The organism is Mycobacterium sp. PTI7, from assembly GCF_056679845.1.
This window is the reverse complement of sequence record NZ_CM155252.1, coordinates 4,258,364-4,274,235: the sequence shown is the minus strand read 5'-3', so window position 1 is coordinate 4,274,235 and position 15,872 is coordinate 4,258,364. Positions and strand designations below refer to the sequence as shown.

Sequence of the window (15,872 nt, the reverse complement as noted above, 5' to 3'; positions counted from 1 at the left end):
GCCGCGGGCGACGGCATCCCGGAGGGTGGCCCACTTCGTCCCCCGATGAGCTGGGCAGGTCTGAGCGCCGGATCGACGGGACGGCGCTGGTTGTGTCGAGTGCGGTGCCGAACCGCACCGACGTCCACCACTCGAAGGGAGTCGACATGTCGACAGTCATCACATCCACCCCGCTGACCGGCCGCACCGCGGTGGTGACCGGCGCGTCCAGCGGCATCGGCGAGGCGACCGCGATCCGGCTGGCCGAACTCGGTGCCGCCGTGGCCGTCGCGGCCCGCCGCAAGGACGACCTCGACGCGCTGGTCGGCCGCATCACCTCGGCGGGCGGCACCGCGCTGGCCGTCGCCCTCGACGTCACCGACCGCGACGCCGTGACCGCGGCGGGCGAGCGGGTGGCGAACGAGCTGGGCCGGGTCGACCTGGTGTTCGCCAACGCGGGCGTCCAGCTCGTCTCGGCGATCGACGACCTGCGGGTCGACGACTGGCAGCGTCAGATCGACCTGAACGTCACCGGCGTCATGAACACCATCGGCGCATTCGTGCCGCAGTTGGTCGCGGCGGCCGCGGACGGCGGTCCCGCCGACCTCGTCACCACGTCCTCGATCGCCGCGACGCGGGTCCTGGAGAAGTTCTCGGTGTACTCGGGCACGAAGGCCTACGTCAGCCAGCTGACGCGGCTGCTGCGCGTGGAACTCGGTCGCAAGATGGTTCGCGTCGCGACGATCGAGCCGGGGATGGTCGACACCGAACTGCCCGACCACGTCACCGATCCGGACGCGACCCGCCTGATGGCGGACCTGATGCGCGACATCGACGTGTTGAGCGCGGCCGACGTCGCCGAGACCGTGGCCTTCATCGCCTCGGTGCCGCGCCACGTGAACCTGACGGAGGTCACGATTCTGCCGACAGCGCAGGCCATCTGACGTCGGCCGCCGCGAGTCACCTGGGCAGGTCGAGCACCCGCTCCACGATGCTGCCGAGCGACCGGCGCAGCGCGTCGTCGCCGATGTCCTTGACCAGCGGGTTGATCACCGATCCGCCGATCGCCGCGGACATGACCGCCGCGGCGACGCGGGCGTCGGTGTCGTCTCGTTCGTCGAGGAGAACGCCGTAGAGCCGGCTGACGAAGGCCGCGAACGGTTCGTGCTCCCCGACCAGACGGATGATCACCGGGTCGTTGGCCAGGGTGCCGATCCATTTGCGTCGGGCGACCGCGATGTCGATGACCCTTGTCATCAACAGCTTTCGCGCGACGTACCGGTCGGGTTCGGCCTCGGCGGCCGACAGCGGTTCCTCCAGCGTGGCCAGTTCGCGCTCGGTCATCGCGATGACGATCTCGTTCTTCGTGTTGAACTGGTGGTAGACGGCGGCCTTGGTGACGCCGATGGCGTCGGCGATCATCTGGAGCGACGTCCCACCGACGCCGTGGTCGCCGATCAGATCCATCGCCGCGTCGAGCACCCGGTTCTGCGCGGCCGAGCGAGGGGCCGGGCCGAGGAGGCCGGTAGAGGTCTGGGGTGCGGCGGACACGGATGTCAGGATAGGCGTCGGTGCCGAAGCCGACCTGCTACCCGGTGGAGGACGGCCGGACCGTCTTTGCGAAGAACACCCGTCGGTAGCCGTCCTCGACGCCGCGGCCCGTCTCCCGGTAGCCGCGCCTCGGGTAGTACGCGATGTTCTCCGTCATCGCCTCGTTGGTGCTGAGCCGGACCTCGGGCAGACCACAGTCGGCCGCCTCGCGTTCGGCGTGGTCGAGCAGGATGCGGCCGAGGCCCCGGCCTGCGGCCTCGGGTGCCACGGCGACCGTGTCGATCAGGAGGTGGTCGTCGCGGGGCACGGTGACGACCATGCCGGCGACGGCGCCGTCGCTCTCGATGGTCCAGACGCGTCCCCGGGCTACCAGTTCCGCATGGTCCGCCAGCATCGGAGCGGGGGGCGTTCCGATCCGCTCGACGTAGCGGTCGAACGCCGCGGCGACGAGCGCCGTGATCGCCGCCACGTCGGAGGCGGTGGCGCGCCGCGGTTCTGGGGTGTCCACTCGCAGGACGGTAGTCGCCGTGCGGCTAGGCCGCGGCAGCGTCGGTGTCGGTGTCGGTGTCGGTGTCCTCCGGCGGGTCGGCCGACGGCGCCGGGTCGGCGGCGGGCGGGGCGGTCGCGGCGGACGCGGTGTCGGTGATCGCGTCGGCACCGGTGGTGGGCTGGTCGGAGCCGGTCGTGGTGGCCGGCGATTTGGGCGCCCCGGCGGGTGTCACCTTGTTGCCGTCCGAGACCACCGTCGGCCGGAGGATCGCGACGCGTGGGGTGTCGTCACCGGCCGGCGTGGCCCGTTGCGAGGCAGGCATCGTCGGGTCCGTGTCGACCTCCGGTGCGTCGGTCTCGGGTGCCGGCGCGACGCGGGACTGCGGTGTCGGCGCGGCCCCGGACGTCGCGTTGGCGATGCCCTGACTCACGGCGCCCGGTACGGCCATCAGCGTCTCGACGATGCGACTCGTGGGTGTGACGAACGAGAACGGTACGTGCCGAGCGGCATCGGCGTAGGTACGGTCGGTGTAAGCCATGTCGACGGCGAGGCGCAGCAGGGGTTCGACGGCGCCGAGCACCGGTTCGGTGAACCTGGTCAGGCCCATGCGGGCGGCGAGGTCCCGCAGCGGAGCCAGCAGCGGCAGATGCGGATTGCGGTACAGGACATAGGTGTCCGTTCCTCCCGCACCGTTCGTCACCGTCGTGCTCGCGATCGGGGCGGTGGTGGGGTCGAGCGGGTCGTACGTCCTGTCGGGATGTGCGTACTGCACCGCGAGTGCCGAGTTGAGCAGCGCGAGGGGGTTGAAGTAGGCAGGGAAGTCACCGTAGGGGTCGTATTCGAGGGTGTGGTACACGGTGTCGTAGCGGGTCGGCTCACTCGGCCCGACGGCATCGATGACGAACGGGACGCTGAAACCTGGGAACCGGCCGTACATTCCGCCGTTCGGCGTGAACGGCGAGCCCACCATCACGAACGAGAGCTGGGTCCGGTCCGGCACCCAGTCCTCGCCGGGAGCCGGGTGCACCGCCTTCGTCTGCAGGTCGCGGCGGACGCGCTCGGCGACCAGTGTCCCCTCCGAGTACCCGACGACGATCAGGTGCTCGTCGTCGTCCAGGTCGCGCAGCGCGGCCAGCATCGCGGCTGCGCCGACATCGCGACTGCCCGCCAGGTCGAGGGTCGCGGGGTACGTCACCGGCCGGTACCCGTACCCGTCGGGGATCACCGTGCCGCTGAGCTTGGCGGGCACACGTTCGGCGTGGACGTCGTCGCGGCCACCGGCTCCGATGACCGAGTTGGCAAGCGCCACCGCGGTATTCGGGACGATGGCGTGGCCCAGGACCAGGGCACCGGTCAGGCCCGCCGTGGCGATCGCCACCAGAAGTGCGCTGCTCGTCCTACGGTTCGTCCGCCGACTCCAACTCATCACTCGACCCCCAGTCGTGTGCTGCGCCCCGATGCGCACGGTGGACGCTACTCCGGGAAGTCAATGCTCGAGGGTCGTTTCCGCGATGTCGGCTGGGTGAGCCATCCGTTTGCCCAGTGGTGTCCGAAAACGGGAACGGCGGCACCCGTGGAGGGCGCCGCCGTCGTCGTCGGGAGGTGCCCCGTCAGGGGCAGGTGACCTCGATCTCGAAGGGCTTGTTGATCGGCGACATCGGATTGGCCATGTCGATGCCGGTGGCGTTGCCGGTGATCTTGTAGTCGTTGCCGTCCTTCTCGGCCTTGGCGTCGCCTGCTCCGGCGCCCACGGCGAGGGTGACGCCGTTGACGTTCCCGAGTCCGACCGAGGTGACCGAGCTGCCGTCCTCGCTGACCACGGCCGCGATTCCGGTGGCGCCCTGGCCGATCGCGATGTTGACGTTGCCGCCCATCGTCGAGCACACCACCTGGCCGTCGATGTTCTGGTCCTGGCCGTCGATGGTGACCTTCGAGCCACCGGGCTCGGCACTGGCCGACTCCGACGCCGACGACGATTCGGACGAACTCGATTCCGACGACGCCTCTGACGATGCCGACGACGAGGAACTCGGCGACGCCTCCTCGCTGGACGAACAACCGGACACGCCGGCGATGAGGAATGCCGCACCACTCACCGCAACGAGCAAGCCACGCTTCACAATCGTTCTCCTTCGGTAGTCGTGACCGGTCAAGATCAACCCGTCATCCCCCGTACTATGGCCCGCCGCCGAGCTGCGGTCCCCGCTTTCGGAAAAAATGTGTCAGTGGATGCCATCGGGTCCGCTCGAGGGCCGCGTCCGGACGTCGATGTGACAACCTAGGGCGGTGACCGCGCCCCCCTTCTTCGAGGTCGAGGCCCAACTGGCCGGACGGGCCGGCCGCGTCGGCGTCATCCACACCCCGCACGGCGACATCCGGACACCGGCGTTCGTCGCCGTCGGCACCCAGGCCACGGTCAAGGCGGTCCTGCCCGAGTCGATGAGTGACGTCGGCGTGCAGGCGATCCTGGCCAACGCCTACCACCTGTATCTGCAACCCGGTCCGGACGTCGTCGACGAGGCGGGTGGCTTGGGCGCGTTCATGAACTGGCCGGGGCCCACGTTCACCGACAGCGGTGGCTTCCAGGTGATGTCGTTGGGCGTGGGATTCCGCAAGGTGCTGGCGATGGACGCGTCCCGCGTGCAGACCGACGACGTGATCGCCGACGGCAAGGAGCGGCTGGCGCACGTCGACGACGACGGCGTCACGTTCCGCTCGCATCTCGACGGCTCGACGCACCGGTTCACCCCCGAGGTGTCGATCGGCATCCAGCATCAGCTCGGCGCCGACATCATCTTCGCGTTCGACGAACTCACCACCCTGGTGAACACCCGGGCCTACCAGGAGTCGTCGGTCCAGCGGACGCAGGACTGGGCGGTCCGCTGCCTGGCCGAGCACCGCCGCCTGACCGTCGAGCGTGCGGGCAAGCCGTATCAGGCGCTGTTCGGCGTGGTGCAGGGTGCGCAGTACGAGGATCTGCGGCGGGAGGCGACGCGCGGGCTGGTGTCGATCGTGGACTCCGACGGTCGTGGCTTCGACGGCTACGGCATCGGCGGGGCGCTGGAGAAGCAGAACCTCGCGACGATCGTCGGGTGGGTCACCGACGAACTGCCCGAGGACAAGCCGCGGCACCTGCTCGGCATCAGCGAGCCCGACGACCTCTTCGCGGCGATCGCGGCCGGCGCGGACACGTTCGACTGCGTGTCGCCGTCCCGGGTCGCGCGCAACGCCTCCATCTACTCCGCCGACGGCCGGTACAACATCACCGGCGCGCGGTACAAGCGGGACTTCACCCCGCTGGACGCGGAATGCGACTGCTACACCTGCGCGCACTACACGCGGGCCTACGTGCGGCACCTGTTCAAGGCCAAGGAGATGCTGGCGTCGACGCTGTGCACGATCCACAACGAGCGCTTCATCATCCGTCTCGTCGACCGGATCCGGGCGTCGATCGCGGCGGGCGACTTCGACGAGCTGCGCGACGACGTCCTCGGGCGGTACTACTCCACGCGTGCACAATAGGAGCATGAACACCGCCGAGGCGCAGACGCTACTGGTGACACTGCTCGACCCGTCGAACCGGGCCGACCCGTATCCGGTGTACGCCCGCATCCGCGAGGCCGGTCCGCTGGTCCTGCGCGACGGTCACCTGGTGGTCTTCTCGTCGTTCGCCGACTGCGACGAGGTGCTGCGCCACCCGGACTCGGCCAGCGACGGCACGAAGTCGACGATGGTGCAGCGCCGCATGGCCGACGGCGAGGCCGTGCGACCGCTCGGGACGCCGGGCTTCCTGTTCCTCGACCCGCCCGACCACACGCGGCTGCGCCGGCTCGTCAGCAAGGCGTTCGTGCCGAAGGTGGTCAAGGCCCTCGAACCGGACATCACCGCGATGGTCGGCGACATGCTCGACGCGGTCGACCAGCGCGGTCCGTTCGACGTGATCGCCGATCTCGCCTACCCGCTGCCGGTGGCGGTCATCTGCCGCCTGCTGGGCGTACCGCTGGAGGACGAACCGCAGTTCAGCCACGCCTCCGCCATACTCGCCCAGGCGCTCGACCCGTTCATCACGGTCACCGGCGGCATGCCGGACAACGTCGACGAGCGGCTGGCGGCCGGCACGTGGCTGCGCGAGTACCTGCGGGGGCTCATCGAGCAGCGCCGGGCCGCACCCCGCGACGATCTGATCTCCGGCCTGATCGCCGCCGAGGAGGCGGGCGACCAGCTCACCGAGGAGGAGATCGTCGCGACGTGCAACCTGCTGCTCATCGCGGGCCACGAGACGACGGTCAACCTGATCGCCAACGCGGCACTCGCGATGCTCCGTCAGCCGGAGGAGTGGGCGGCGTTGGCCGCCGACCCGGGCCGGGTGGCGACCATCGTCGAGGAGACCATGCGCGTCGATCCGCCGGTGCAGCTCGCGATGCGAATCGCGGAGCGGGACATGACGATCGGCGGTACTCGCGAAGGGGATCGGGAACCGATCACCGTGCCGAAGGGCGACACGATGATGCTGCTGTTCGGCGCCGCGCACCGCGATCCCGACGCCTTCGACCGCGCCGACGCGTTCGACCCCGACCGCGAGGTCATCCGCCACCTCGGCTTCGGCAAGGGCCCGCACTTTTGCCTCGGGGCGCCGCTGGCCCGACTGGAGGCATCGGTCGCGCTGACCGCGGTGACGGCCCGGTTCCCGAACGCGCGGATCGCCGCCGAGCCGGTCTACAAGCCGAATCTGACGCTGCGCGGCATGGCGTCCCTGCCCGTCACCGTCTAGCGATTCCGGCGCGCCCCTCTGCGGTGGGCGCGGATCGCCGTGCCCGAATCGACGCAGTGGGTAGGGTCGCGCCATGCCGACCGAACTCACCGCCGAGCAGGCCGCCGCCCGACTCGACCCGACCGACGGGTTGGGCATCCCGCTCGGGCCCGGCCAGCCGCCCGCGTTCCTGCGCGCACTCGGGGAGCGCGACGACTGGACCGACCTGCGCGTGTACGGGGCGCTGCTGGCGGTGGGGACCGAGTTGTTCTCCCGCAGTGGCGTTCACTATCTGTCGGGCTTCTTCGGGCCGCTCGAGCGGGCGCTGCTGGCCGGTGGCGCCGACATCCAGTTCACGCCCGCGGACTTCCGGCGCTTCGGGCCGCTGCTGGAGCGGCAGTGCCCGCGGGTGATGACGACGGTCGCGACCCCGCCCGATGCCGACGGGTGGTGTTCGCTCTCGCTGCACGCCGGCGGCACCATCGGCGAATTACGCCGCGCCGCAGCGGATCCCGACCGGCTACTGATCGTCGAGGCGTCCGAGGCCTATCCCAGGACCCACGGGTTGGGCGGGTCCCACCGGCACGCGTTGCACGTCGACGAGATCGACGTGCTGGTGCACTCGACGGACGCACCACTCGAACTCCCCGGCGGCGACGCCGAACCCACCGACGCCGACAAGGCGATCGCCCGGCACGCCGTCGGCCTGATCCCGTCGGGCGCGACGCTGCAGGTGGGCATCGGGTCGATCCCCAATCAGATCGCGACGCTGCTCGCCGAGGGTGATTGCGGCGACTTCGGGCTGCACAGCGAGATGTTCACCGACGGCTGCATGAAGCTGCACCGCTCGGGCAAGGTCACCAACTCGCGCAAGGGACAGTTCGACGGCGTCAGCGTCACGACGTTCGCGTTCGGCTCGGCGGACCTGTACGCCTGGCTGAACGGCAACGACGAGGTGGCGTTCCTGCCGGTCGAGATCGTCAACTCGCCGGAGGTGATCGGCGCCAACGACGGAATGATCTCAATCAACGGCGCGCTGGCCGTCGACGTCCACGGCCAGGTCGTGGCCGACACGATCTCCGGCGACCAGTTCAGCGGAATCGGTGGCGCCGAGGACTTCGTCGCTGGCACCGGACTCGAGCTGTCCGACCGCTCGCTGATCTGCCTGCCGTCGACCTACGAGAAGGACGGCGAACTGCGGTCCCGCATCGTGCCGGCGTTCGAGGCCGGCGCGCTGATCACGACGCCGCGCCACCACGTCGATGTCATCGTCACCGAGTACGGCGTCGCCGAACTGGAGGGCCGGACCGTCCGCGAACGGGCCGAGGCGCTCGCCGCGATCGCCCACCCCGACTTCCGCGCCGCCCTCCTGCCCGGCTCTGCGTAGCGCGCGGTCACCACCACCACCTTCGGCGAGCGTGCGTGTCTGCGGGCGACACGCCGGGTTGGAGCCGAACTTTGCGCACGCTCGCGGGTCAGCGCATCAGCGGGTTAGCGCATCACCGGACCAGCGCGTCGATGACTTCCCGTGCTGCGCGCTCGCCCGCCTCGACGGCACCCTCCATGTACGCGCTCCAGTAGGTCGCGGTGTCGGTCGACGCCCAGTGGATGACGCCGACCGGCGCGGACAGGGCCGAGCCGTAGGTGGTCCACACGTGCGGACCCATGTTGGCGTTGTAACAGCCGCGCGTCCACTGCCGGTCGGACCACTCGCCGTCGACGTAGTACTCGGGACGGGCTGCGCGGGAACCGAAGTGGCGAACCAGCTCGGCGGTGAGGGCCTCTTGCCGCTCGGCGCCGGACAGGCGGGCGGCGGTCCTCGCCTGATCGCCCTCGAGGAACAGCAGGATCACGCCATGGTCGTCCCCGGGGATGCCGGTGTCGTTCGACATCCGGGCCGGACCGACGTCGGAAATCAGCTGTCCGTTGAGCCCCTCCTCGCGCCAGAACGCGTCGTCGTAGACGAAGAACGCCTTCATCGCCGCCCCGTTGGGCATCCGCTGGGTCAGCTGATCCCTCGTGCCGGGAAGCGGCGGGTCGTACATGATGCGGCCGGCCAGCACCGGTGAGATGGCCACGATGACGCGACGGGCGCGCGCCACCACCCCGCCGCGGCACTGCACCACGACGCCGTCGGCGGAGTGCTCGATCGCCTGCACCGGCGCGTCGAGCACGATGTGGTCGGTGATCAGGGCGGCCAGGCGGCGCGGGATCTCGGTGGTGCCACCGACGAAGCGAGTCGTCTGCGCACCGCCCTCGGATTCGGCGAACAGCTCCGACGTCACGCCGCAGGTCTGAATCGTGAAGAGCAGGTGTAGGAATGACACCTCGGCCGTCGGCACCGCCAGGATCCCCACCGTGCAGATCTCCAACAGTGTCCGCGCGACGACCGACAGTCCCTGCGCGTCGTACCAGGCGCCCGCGGTGACCGCGTCCCACTCGGCGGCGTGTGGCGCCTGCCACGGCGCGTCGGGCGGCACCTCGGCGGCGAGTTCGTCGAGACGCCGGAGCACGCGTTCGAGTGCCACCAGTTCCTCGCCGTAGCGGTCGTGGAAGTCGTTCTGGCGCAACACTCCCGACCCGACGAGATCGTAGGACGTCTCGCCGGCGTCGTACTGGGGATAGGTCTCGACGCCGAGTTCGGCGGCGAGGGCGAACATCCGGTGGTGGGTGTCGCCGATCCACTGTGCACCGAGGTCCAGCGGGACACCGGCGATCGCCTCCTCGGTGAGGATCCGTCCGCCGACCCGATCGTCGGCCTCCAGGACCACCGGCACCAGGCCCGCCTCGAGCACGGTGCGGGCGGCGATCATCCCCGAGAGTCCGGCCCCGACGACGACGACGTCGGCCTCGATCCGCTGTGGCTGTGTCACGTCCCCCACCCTTGCCGCGAACGTCGATCAACGCACGCCTTTTCCGAAGAAACCCGTGGCGGTAATGAACGTTCGGCGCGTCGGCGGGGGTGGCGTACGTTCGAGGTATGCCCGCCGATCAACGCCGCTTCGTAGTCATCGGCGGCGGTCTCGCGGGCCTGGCGTCGGCGGTGTGGCTCGCCGAGGCCGGCGGGCACGTGACGCTTCTCGAGCGCCGTGGCCGGCTGGGTGGGCGGACCCACGCCATGCGCGCCGACGAGGTCGACGACGTCGCCGACAACGGCCAGCACGTCATCGCCAGCGGCTACGAGCACCTGTTCCGGTACCTGACCAGCATCGGCACCCGGCAGTACGTGACGTTCCCGAGGCGTTCGACGCTGCGCTGGCCCGACGGCCGCTCGGTGTCGGCGCAGACGACTGGTGTGGGCGCGGTGCGCTCGCTGTTCGGCCTGCACCCCGACGCGAACTTCGGCGACAGGGTGCGCGCCGCGCGTGCCACCGTGCGGCTGGGCTGGCAGGCGCTGCACCCGCCGGCTGACCTGGCCGACATCACCACCGGGCAGTGGTTGGACAGGGTGGGCATGCCCGCGCCGGCGCGCGAGGCGCTGTGGGACTGGCTGGCGTTGGGCATCGCGGCCGAGCCGGTGTCGCGCGGATCGGCGAAGGTGTTCGCCAACGTCATGGCCACCGGCATTCGCATGGGCGCCAAGCACCGCACCCCGATCACGATCGGCTATCCCACCGTCGACCTCGACACCCTCTACGTCGACGGGGCGGTCAGGTTCTTCGCCGCCCACGGCGTCGACGTGCGGTACCGGGCGGTGGCCCGGCGCATCGAGATCGCCGACGGCGCGGTCACGGGCGTGCGCCTCGCCGACGGGTCGGTGATCCCCGCCGACGCGGTCGTGTGCGCGGTCCCCAACTCCAGCGTCGGAGGGCTGCTCGACGACCTACCCGAGCACGCCGAGATCTACGCCGCCGCAGACAAACTGGACGCAACGCCCATCGTCAGCACCAACCTGTACCTCGATCGTCCGCTGGGCACCGACTCGGCGTTCGAGGGTCTGATCGGCGGCACCGGCGTCATCGACGAGGTGTTCGACCGCCAGATCATGCACGGCAGGCCCACCGACGGGACATGGCTCTACTGCCTCACCACCAGCGGCGCCTACGAGCAGATCCACCGGCCGAGCGACGAGATCGTCGACGAGCAGATGGCGCTGCTCCGCCGGTACTACCCGGCGGCAGCGGACGCGACGGTGGTGCACGCGCAGGTGGTCAAGATGCCGAAGGCGACGTTCTCGCAGACCGTCGGCATGGACTCGCTGCGCCCGCCGCAGCGGACGTCGGTGCCCACCCTGGTGCTCGCGGGCGACTGGACCGCGACCGACTGGTCGGCGACGATGGAGAGCGCCGCCCAGAGTGCCGCGCGCGCAGTCGATCTGCTGCTCACCCAACCCCCGCGAGCAGACGTAAGTGTGCGGGAAAGACCTGGAAGTTGCGCACGTTTGCGTCTGCTCGCGGGAAGAAATCAACCCCGCGAACAGTCGTGAAATCCCCTCGTTGAGGGCAAAACAGGGAACTTTGCGTCTGCTCGCGGGAAGAATTCAACCCCGCTCGCGGGAGAAGGTGAGGCAGAAAGCTATAGGGGGTTCAGGATCCGCTGCAGGAACTGGCGGGTCCGTTCCTCCTTGGGGTCGCCGATCACCTCGGCGGGCGTGCCCTTCTCGAGGATCACGCCGCCGTCGGTGAACAGCACCTGATTGGACACCTGCTTGGCGAACTGGATCTCGTGGGTGACGATCACCATGGTCCATCCCTCGACGGCGAGGTCCTTGATCACCGACAGCACCTCGCCGACCAGTTCGGGGTCGAGCGCCGAGGTCGGTTCGTCGAACAGCACCAGTTTGGGCTTGAGTGCCAGCGCTCGGGCGATTCCGACGCGCTGCTGCTGCCCGCCGGACAGCTGGAACGGGTACTGGTCCTGCTTCTCGCGTAGGCCGACCTGGTCGAGCAGTGCGACGGCGTCGGCGACGGCCTCGTCCCGCGGCCGCTTCTGCACGATCACCGGTCCTTCGATGACGTTCTGCAGCACCGTCTTGTGCGGGAACAGGTTGTGGCCCTGGAACACGAAGCCGCTGCGCGACTGGAACCTGCGCACCTCGGGCTTCGGTGTGGCCGTGGCGAAGTCGATCTCGACGTCGTCGACCCGGATCACACCTGCGTCGGCGCGGTCGAGCGCGTTCAGCGTGCGCAGCAGCGTCGTCTTGCCCGAGCCCGACGGCCCGATGATCGCCGTGGCGGTGCCGCGGGCGACCTTGAAGGACACTCCCTTGAGCACCTTGTTGTCGCCGAACGCCTTCTCGACGCCCTCTGCGGTGACGCGGTACTCGACGGCGTCGTCGGAGCCGTTCCCGGGATCGGTCATCTGGCCACGTACCTTTCCAGTCGGTGCTCGACGCGACTCTGGCCGAACGACAGCACCAGGCAGATCACCCAGTAGTACACGGCGGCCGTGCCGTAGAGCGCGAAGAACTCGAACGTCGGCGCCGCGACGATCTGCGCCTGCCGCAGAAGTTCGGTCACCAGGATGGTCGAGGCGAGCGAGGTGTCCTTGACGAGCGAGATGAGCGTGTTCGACAGCGGCGGCACGGCCACCCGTGCGGCCTGCGGCAGGATGATGCGCCGCAGCGCGCCGACGTAGTTGAGGCCGATGGTCTCGGCGGCCTCCCACTGGCCCTTCGGGATGCTCTGGATCGCGGAGCGGATGATCTCCGCGGCGTAGCCGCCGACGTTGAGGCTGAACGCGATCACCGCCGCGGGGAACGGATCGATCTTCACGCCGAACTCGGGGAGCGCGAAGAACACGATGAACAGCTGCACCAGCAGCGGGGTGCCGCGGATGATCGAGATGTAGAAGCGGGCGACGTTGCTCAGCACCACGTTCGACGACAGCCGCGCCAGCGCCACCCCCAAGGCGATGATCAGGCCCAGGATGAAGCTGATGATCGTCAGGGGGATCGTCATGGTCAGCGCCGCCTTGGCCAGCGGCCAGAGGTTGTCCAGCACCAGCTGCGTGGCCGACCGGACCTGCGGCGCCTCCTGGGCCGATCCCGGTGCGGCACTGGTCTGCGACGCGCCGGTGGCGTCGGCCTTGAGGTACTTCTGCGAGATCTCGGTGAGCGTGCCGTCGGCGCGCAGTTCGTCGAGGGCACCGTTCAGTTCGGGCAGGTATCCGCTGTCCTTGCGGGCGGCGAGACCCTGCTCGCTCTTCTCGTCGGTCTGCGCGGCGATCTTGACCGACGTGTCGCCGGTCTCGGCGAGGTAGGCGTAGACGGCGATGCTGTCGTTGACCGTGGCGTCGATGCGGCCCTGGTTGAGCAGCGTGATGGCCTGCGCGAAGCCTTCGACGGATTCGACGTTGGCGCCGGCGTCACGGGCCACCTGGGCCCAGTTGCTGGTCGTGGACTGGGCGGTGGTCTTGCCCTTGAGGTCCGCGAGGCCCTTGATCGAGTCGTCGTCGGCGCGCGTGACGATCACGCCCTCGCCCACCGAGTACGGCTGCGACAGGTCATACTTCGCCTGGCGTTCGGGGTTGATGGTGACCTCGTTGGCCACCACGTCGAAGCGGTTGGCCTCCAGTGCGGCGAAGATGGAGTCCCACGGCGTCTCGACGAATTCCACCGGGACGCCCAGCTTGTCGCCGATGGCGCGGGCGACGTCGACGTCGTAACCGGTGAGTTCACCGGTGGCGGGATCGTGGTAGCTGAACGGCGAGTACGTGCCCTCGGTGCCGACGCGCAGGACGCCGGCCTCCCGGATGGGGGTGGCCGCGGGTGCGCCCGTCGCGTCGGCCTTGAGGTACTTCTGCGAGATCTCCGACAGGGTGCCGTCGGCGCGGAGTTCGCCGAGCGCGCGGTCGAGTTCGGGCAGGTATCCGCTGTCCTTGCGGGCCGCGAATCCCTGCTCACTCTTCTCGCCGACGGTGCCTGCGATCTTGACCGACGTGTCGCCGGTCTCGGCGAGGTAGGCGTACACGGCGATGCTGTCGTTGATGACGACGTCGACGCGGCCCTGGTTGAGCAGGGTGATCGCCTGGGTGAACCCCTCGACGGCCTCGACGTTGGCGCCCGCCTTGCGCGCGACGTCCGACCAGTTGCTGGTGGCGTTCTCCGCGGCGGTCTTGCCCCGGATGTCGGCGAGGCTCTTGATCGAGTCGTCCCCGGTGCGGGTGACGATCACGCCCTCGCCCACCGAGTACGGCTGCGACAGGTCGTACTTGGCCTGCCGCTCGGGGTTGATGGTGACCTCGTTGGCGACGATGTCGAACCGGTCGGCCTCGAGCGCGGCGAAGATGGAATCCCACGGCGTCTCGACGAATTCGACCTTGACGCCGAGCTTCTCGCCGACGGCCTTGGCGACGTCGACGTCGTAGCCGACGAGGTCGCCGGTGGCGGGGTCGTGGTAGCTGAACGGGGAGTAGACGCCCTCGGTGCCGACGCGCAGGACACCCGCCGACGCGATCGGGTCGGCGCCCCGGTCGCCGGACGATCCGCAGCCGGCCGCGCCGAGGATCACCGCCGCGACGAGGACGACGGCGAGCAGCGCCCGACGCATGATGGTTCTCACGGGCGGACGGTAGCAATGCCGACCCGATTCGCGAAGGGTTCTGCTCACGTGGGCCGATATACCCACGGTTCGGCCGGCAACCGTCCGGGCTCGAACTCGTCGAGCATGCCCGGCAGGTTGGCGGCGGAGAACCCCAGGGATTCGCCGATCCGGGCGAGGGCCTGCTCGACCCCGACCTCGCCGAGCGTCACCGCCCCGTCGCGCTTGGCCAGCCGCTTGCCCTCGACGTTGAGCACCAGCGGCACGTGCCCGTACGTCGGCGGGACGTGTCCCAGCAGCGTCGCGAGGTAGGCCTGCCGCGGCGCGGACGCCAGCAGGTCGTCCCCGCGCACCACCTGGTCGATGCCCTGGGCGGCGTCGTCGACCACGACCGCCAGGTTGTAAGCGGGAACGCCGTCGCCGCGGCGGAGCACGAAGTCGTCGACCACGCCGGTGTACTCGCCGTGCAGCACGTCGGTGACGGTGAACGTGGTGACGTCCGACCGCAACCGCAGGGCGGACGGGCGGCCGGATGCGGCACGTTCGGCTCGCTGCCCGGCGGTGAGGTCTCGACACGTTCCGGGATAGGCGCCCTCCGGTGCGTGTGGAGCGCGCGGCGCCTGCTGGATGTCCCTTCTACTGCAGAAGCATTCGAAGGTCAGGCCGCGATCGGTCAGCTCGTCGACGACGGCGTGGTAGCGCGGCTTGTGCGCGCTCTGCACCTCCGGCGGTTCGTCCCAGGTGACGCCGAGCGCGGCGAGGTCGGCGAGTTGCCGCGCCGCCACCTCGGGTCTGGTCCGGTCGTCGAGGTCCTCGATCCGGACCAGGAAGCGACGTCCGGTGGAACGGGCGAACAGCCAGGCCAGCGCCGCCGTGCGCAGGTTACCCAGGTGCAGGTCTGCGGAGGGGCTCGGCGCGAATCGACCGGCGGGCGTCATGCCCGAAATCTAGTCGGCTACGCGCACGCCGCCGCGTCGGCCAGCCGGGACCGGGCCTGATCGACGCACCGGGCCCACGTCGCTCCGGGGACGTGCACGGCCGTGTCGCCGGGGAACGCGCTCGAAATCACCAGCGAGGGACGGAGTGTGGAGAGGACGCGCAGGCTGGCGTCGAGCGCGGCGGGGTCGCTGATCGGGGGCAGGAATCCGGCCGCCCACGTTCCGTCGCCGCCGAGGAAGATGGTGTCGCCGGTGAAGAGGTAGGTCTGCCCGTTGGCGCCGGGCACCAGGTAGCTGGTGCTGCCCGGAGTGTGGCCGGGGGTGGGGATGACCTCGATGCCGTGGTCGTCGACGTGGCGGCCGGCCAGCGGGACGTCGACGCGTGAATGTTGGCCGATCGCAGAGAGTTCGGCGGCGGGCGCGTGCAGCCGTGCGCCGAAGCGGTCGGCGATCCGGGCCAGCATGGGGCCGGCCTCGTCGCGGTGGGACAGGTACTGGTGGGCGATGCCGCCGAGGCCCTCGATCCCGTCGAAGTCCGCGTCGGTCGCGGTGCCGTAGAACAGGACGTTTCCCGCCGGCCCGCCGGTCCAGAGGTAGGCGTGGGTGGTCAGACCCGGGAACGGGCTGTCGACCCTGGTCTCCCACAGGTCACTTCGGATGGGGCGCATGGTGTTCTCCTCGGT

14 protein-coding genes are annotated in these 15,872 nt (G+C 69.9%); 5 read left to right on the top strand and 9 right to left on the bottom strand.

Annotated elements, in window-relative coordinates; translation table 11 throughout:
* The first annotated feature begins 146 nt into the window (after positions 1 to 146).
* A complete protein-coding gene (locus AC1MEY_RS20580) occupies positions 147 to 923 on the top strand; it encodes an SDR family oxidoreductase (protein WP_480227248.1) in 777 nt (258 codons plus the stop codon).
* A 16-nt stretch (positions 924 to 939) separates the two neighbouring features.
* Here the strand turns inward: AC1MEY_RS20580 and AC1MEY_RS20575 are convergent, their stop codons facing one another.
* From AC1MEY_RS20575 to AC1MEY_RS20560, 4 genes are all read right to left on the bottom strand, one after another.
* Positions 940 to 1,446 (bottom strand): TetR/AcrR family transcriptional regulator, encoded by a 507-nt coding sequence (locus AC1MEY_RS20575; protein ID WP_480231595.1) that lies wholly within the window; start codon positions 1,444 to 1,446, stop codon positions 940 to 942.
* Between the two features lie 121 nt (positions 1,447 to 1,567).
* Positions 1,568 to 2,038 (bottom strand): GNAT family N-acetyltransferase, encoded by a 471-nt coding sequence (locus tag AC1MEY_RS20570; RefSeq protein ID WP_480227247.1) that lies wholly within the window; start codon positions 2,036 to 2,038, stop codon positions 1,568 to 1,570.
* A 25-nt stretch (positions 2,039 to 2,063) separates the two neighbouring features.
* Complete coding sequence (locus AC1MEY_RS20565) at positions 2,064 to 3,398, bottom strand: PE-PPE domain-containing protein (protein WP_480227246.1); 1,335 nt, start codon at positions 3,396 to 3,398, stop codon at positions 2,064 to 2,066.
* A 232-nt stretch (positions 3,399 to 3,630) separates the two neighbouring features.
* Positions 3,631 to 4,140 carry a lipoprotein LpqH gene (locus tag AC1MEY_RS20560; protein ID WP_480227245.1) on the bottom strand — a complete coding sequence of 170 codons (510 nt, stop codon included), beginning with the start codon at positions 4,138 to 4,140 and terminating at the stop codon, positions 3,631 to 3,633.
* A gap of 166 nt (positions 4,141 to 4,306) precedes the next feature.
* Between AC1MEY_RS20560 and tgt the strand changes: the two genes are divergently transcribed.
* The 3 genes from tgt (at position 4,307) to AC1MEY_RS20545 (ending at position 8,157) form a co-directional block, all read left to right on the top strand.
* Positions 4,307 to 5,542: a tRNA guanosine(34) transglycosylase Tgt gene (tgt, locus tag AC1MEY_RS20555; protein ID WP_480227244.1), complete on the top strand. Its 1,236-nt coding sequence runs from the start codon at positions 4,307 to 4,309 to the stop codon at positions 5,540 to 5,542.
* A 4-nt stretch (positions 5,543 to 5,546) separates the two neighbouring features.
* Positions 5,547 to 6,791, top strand: a complete 1,245-nt coding sequence (locus tag AC1MEY_RS20550) for a cytochrome P450 (RefSeq protein ID WP_480227243.1) — start codon at positions 5,547 to 5,549, stop codon at positions 6,789 to 6,791.
* A gap of 73 nt (positions 6,792 to 6,864) precedes the next feature.
* Entirely contained in the window at positions 6,865 to 8,157 is a 1,293-nt protein-coding gene (locus AC1MEY_RS20545) for an acetyl-CoA hydrolase/transferase family protein (RefSeq protein ID WP_480227242.1), read from the top strand.
* Between the two features lie 112 nt (positions 8,158 to 8,269).
* Here AC1MEY_RS20545 and AC1MEY_RS20540 read toward each other — a convergent pair whose 3' ends face one another.
* On the bottom strand, positions 8,270 to 9,643 hold the full coding sequence (locus tag AC1MEY_RS20540; RefSeq protein ID WP_480227241.1) for a flavin monoamine oxidase family protein: 1,374 nt from the start codon (positions 9,641 to 9,643) through the stop codon (positions 8,270 to 8,272).
* Positions 9,644 to 9,750: 107 nt separating this feature from the next.
* Here AC1MEY_RS20540 and hpnE point away from each other — a divergent pair, with 107 nt between their 5' ends.
* The gene (gene hpnE, locus AC1MEY_RS20535; RefSeq protein WP_480227240.1) at positions 9,751 to 11,196 is read left to right on the top strand and encodes a hydroxysqualene dehydroxylase HpnE; all 1,446 of its coding nucleotides are present in this window, start codon (positions 9,751 to 9,753) and stop codon (positions 11,194 to 11,196) included.
* An 89-nt stretch (positions 11,197 to 11,285) separates the two neighbouring features.
* Here the strand turns inward: hpnE and AC1MEY_RS20530 are convergent, their stop codons facing one another.
* The 4 genes from AC1MEY_RS20530 to AC1MEY_RS20515 are packed head-to-tail and all read right to left on the bottom strand — an operon-like array spanning position 11,286 to position 15,857.
* Positions 11,286 to 12,071 carry an amino acid ABC transporter ATP-binding protein gene (locus AC1MEY_RS20530; RefSeq protein ID WP_480227239.1) on the bottom strand — a complete coding sequence of 262 codons (786 nt, stop codon included), beginning with the start codon at positions 12,069 to 12,071 and terminating at the stop codon, positions 11,286 to 11,288.
* Positions 12,068 to 14,260, bottom strand: a complete 2,193-nt coding sequence (locus AC1MEY_RS20525) for an ABC transporter permease subunit (protein ID WP_480231594.1) — start codon at positions 14,258 to 14,260, stop codon at positions 12,068 to 12,070. Before AC1MEY_RS20525 ends, AC1MEY_RS20530 begins: the two co-directional genes overlap by 4 nt.
* 56 nt (positions 14,261 to 14,316) lie before the next feature.
* Positions 14,317 to 15,189: a tRNA glutamyl-Q(34) synthetase GluQRS gene (gene gluQRS, locus AC1MEY_RS20520; RefSeq protein WP_480227238.1), complete on the bottom strand. Its 873-nt coding sequence runs from the start codon at positions 15,187 to 15,189 to the stop codon at positions 14,317 to 14,319.
* Positions 15,190 to 15,206: 17 nt separating this feature from the next.
* Positions 15,207 to 15,857, bottom strand: a complete 651-nt coding sequence (locus AC1MEY_RS20515) for an MBL fold metallo-hydrolase (RefSeq protein ID WP_480227237.1) — start codon at positions 15,855 to 15,857, stop codon at positions 15,207 to 15,209.
* Positions 15,858 to 15,872 lie beyond the last annotated feature (15 nt).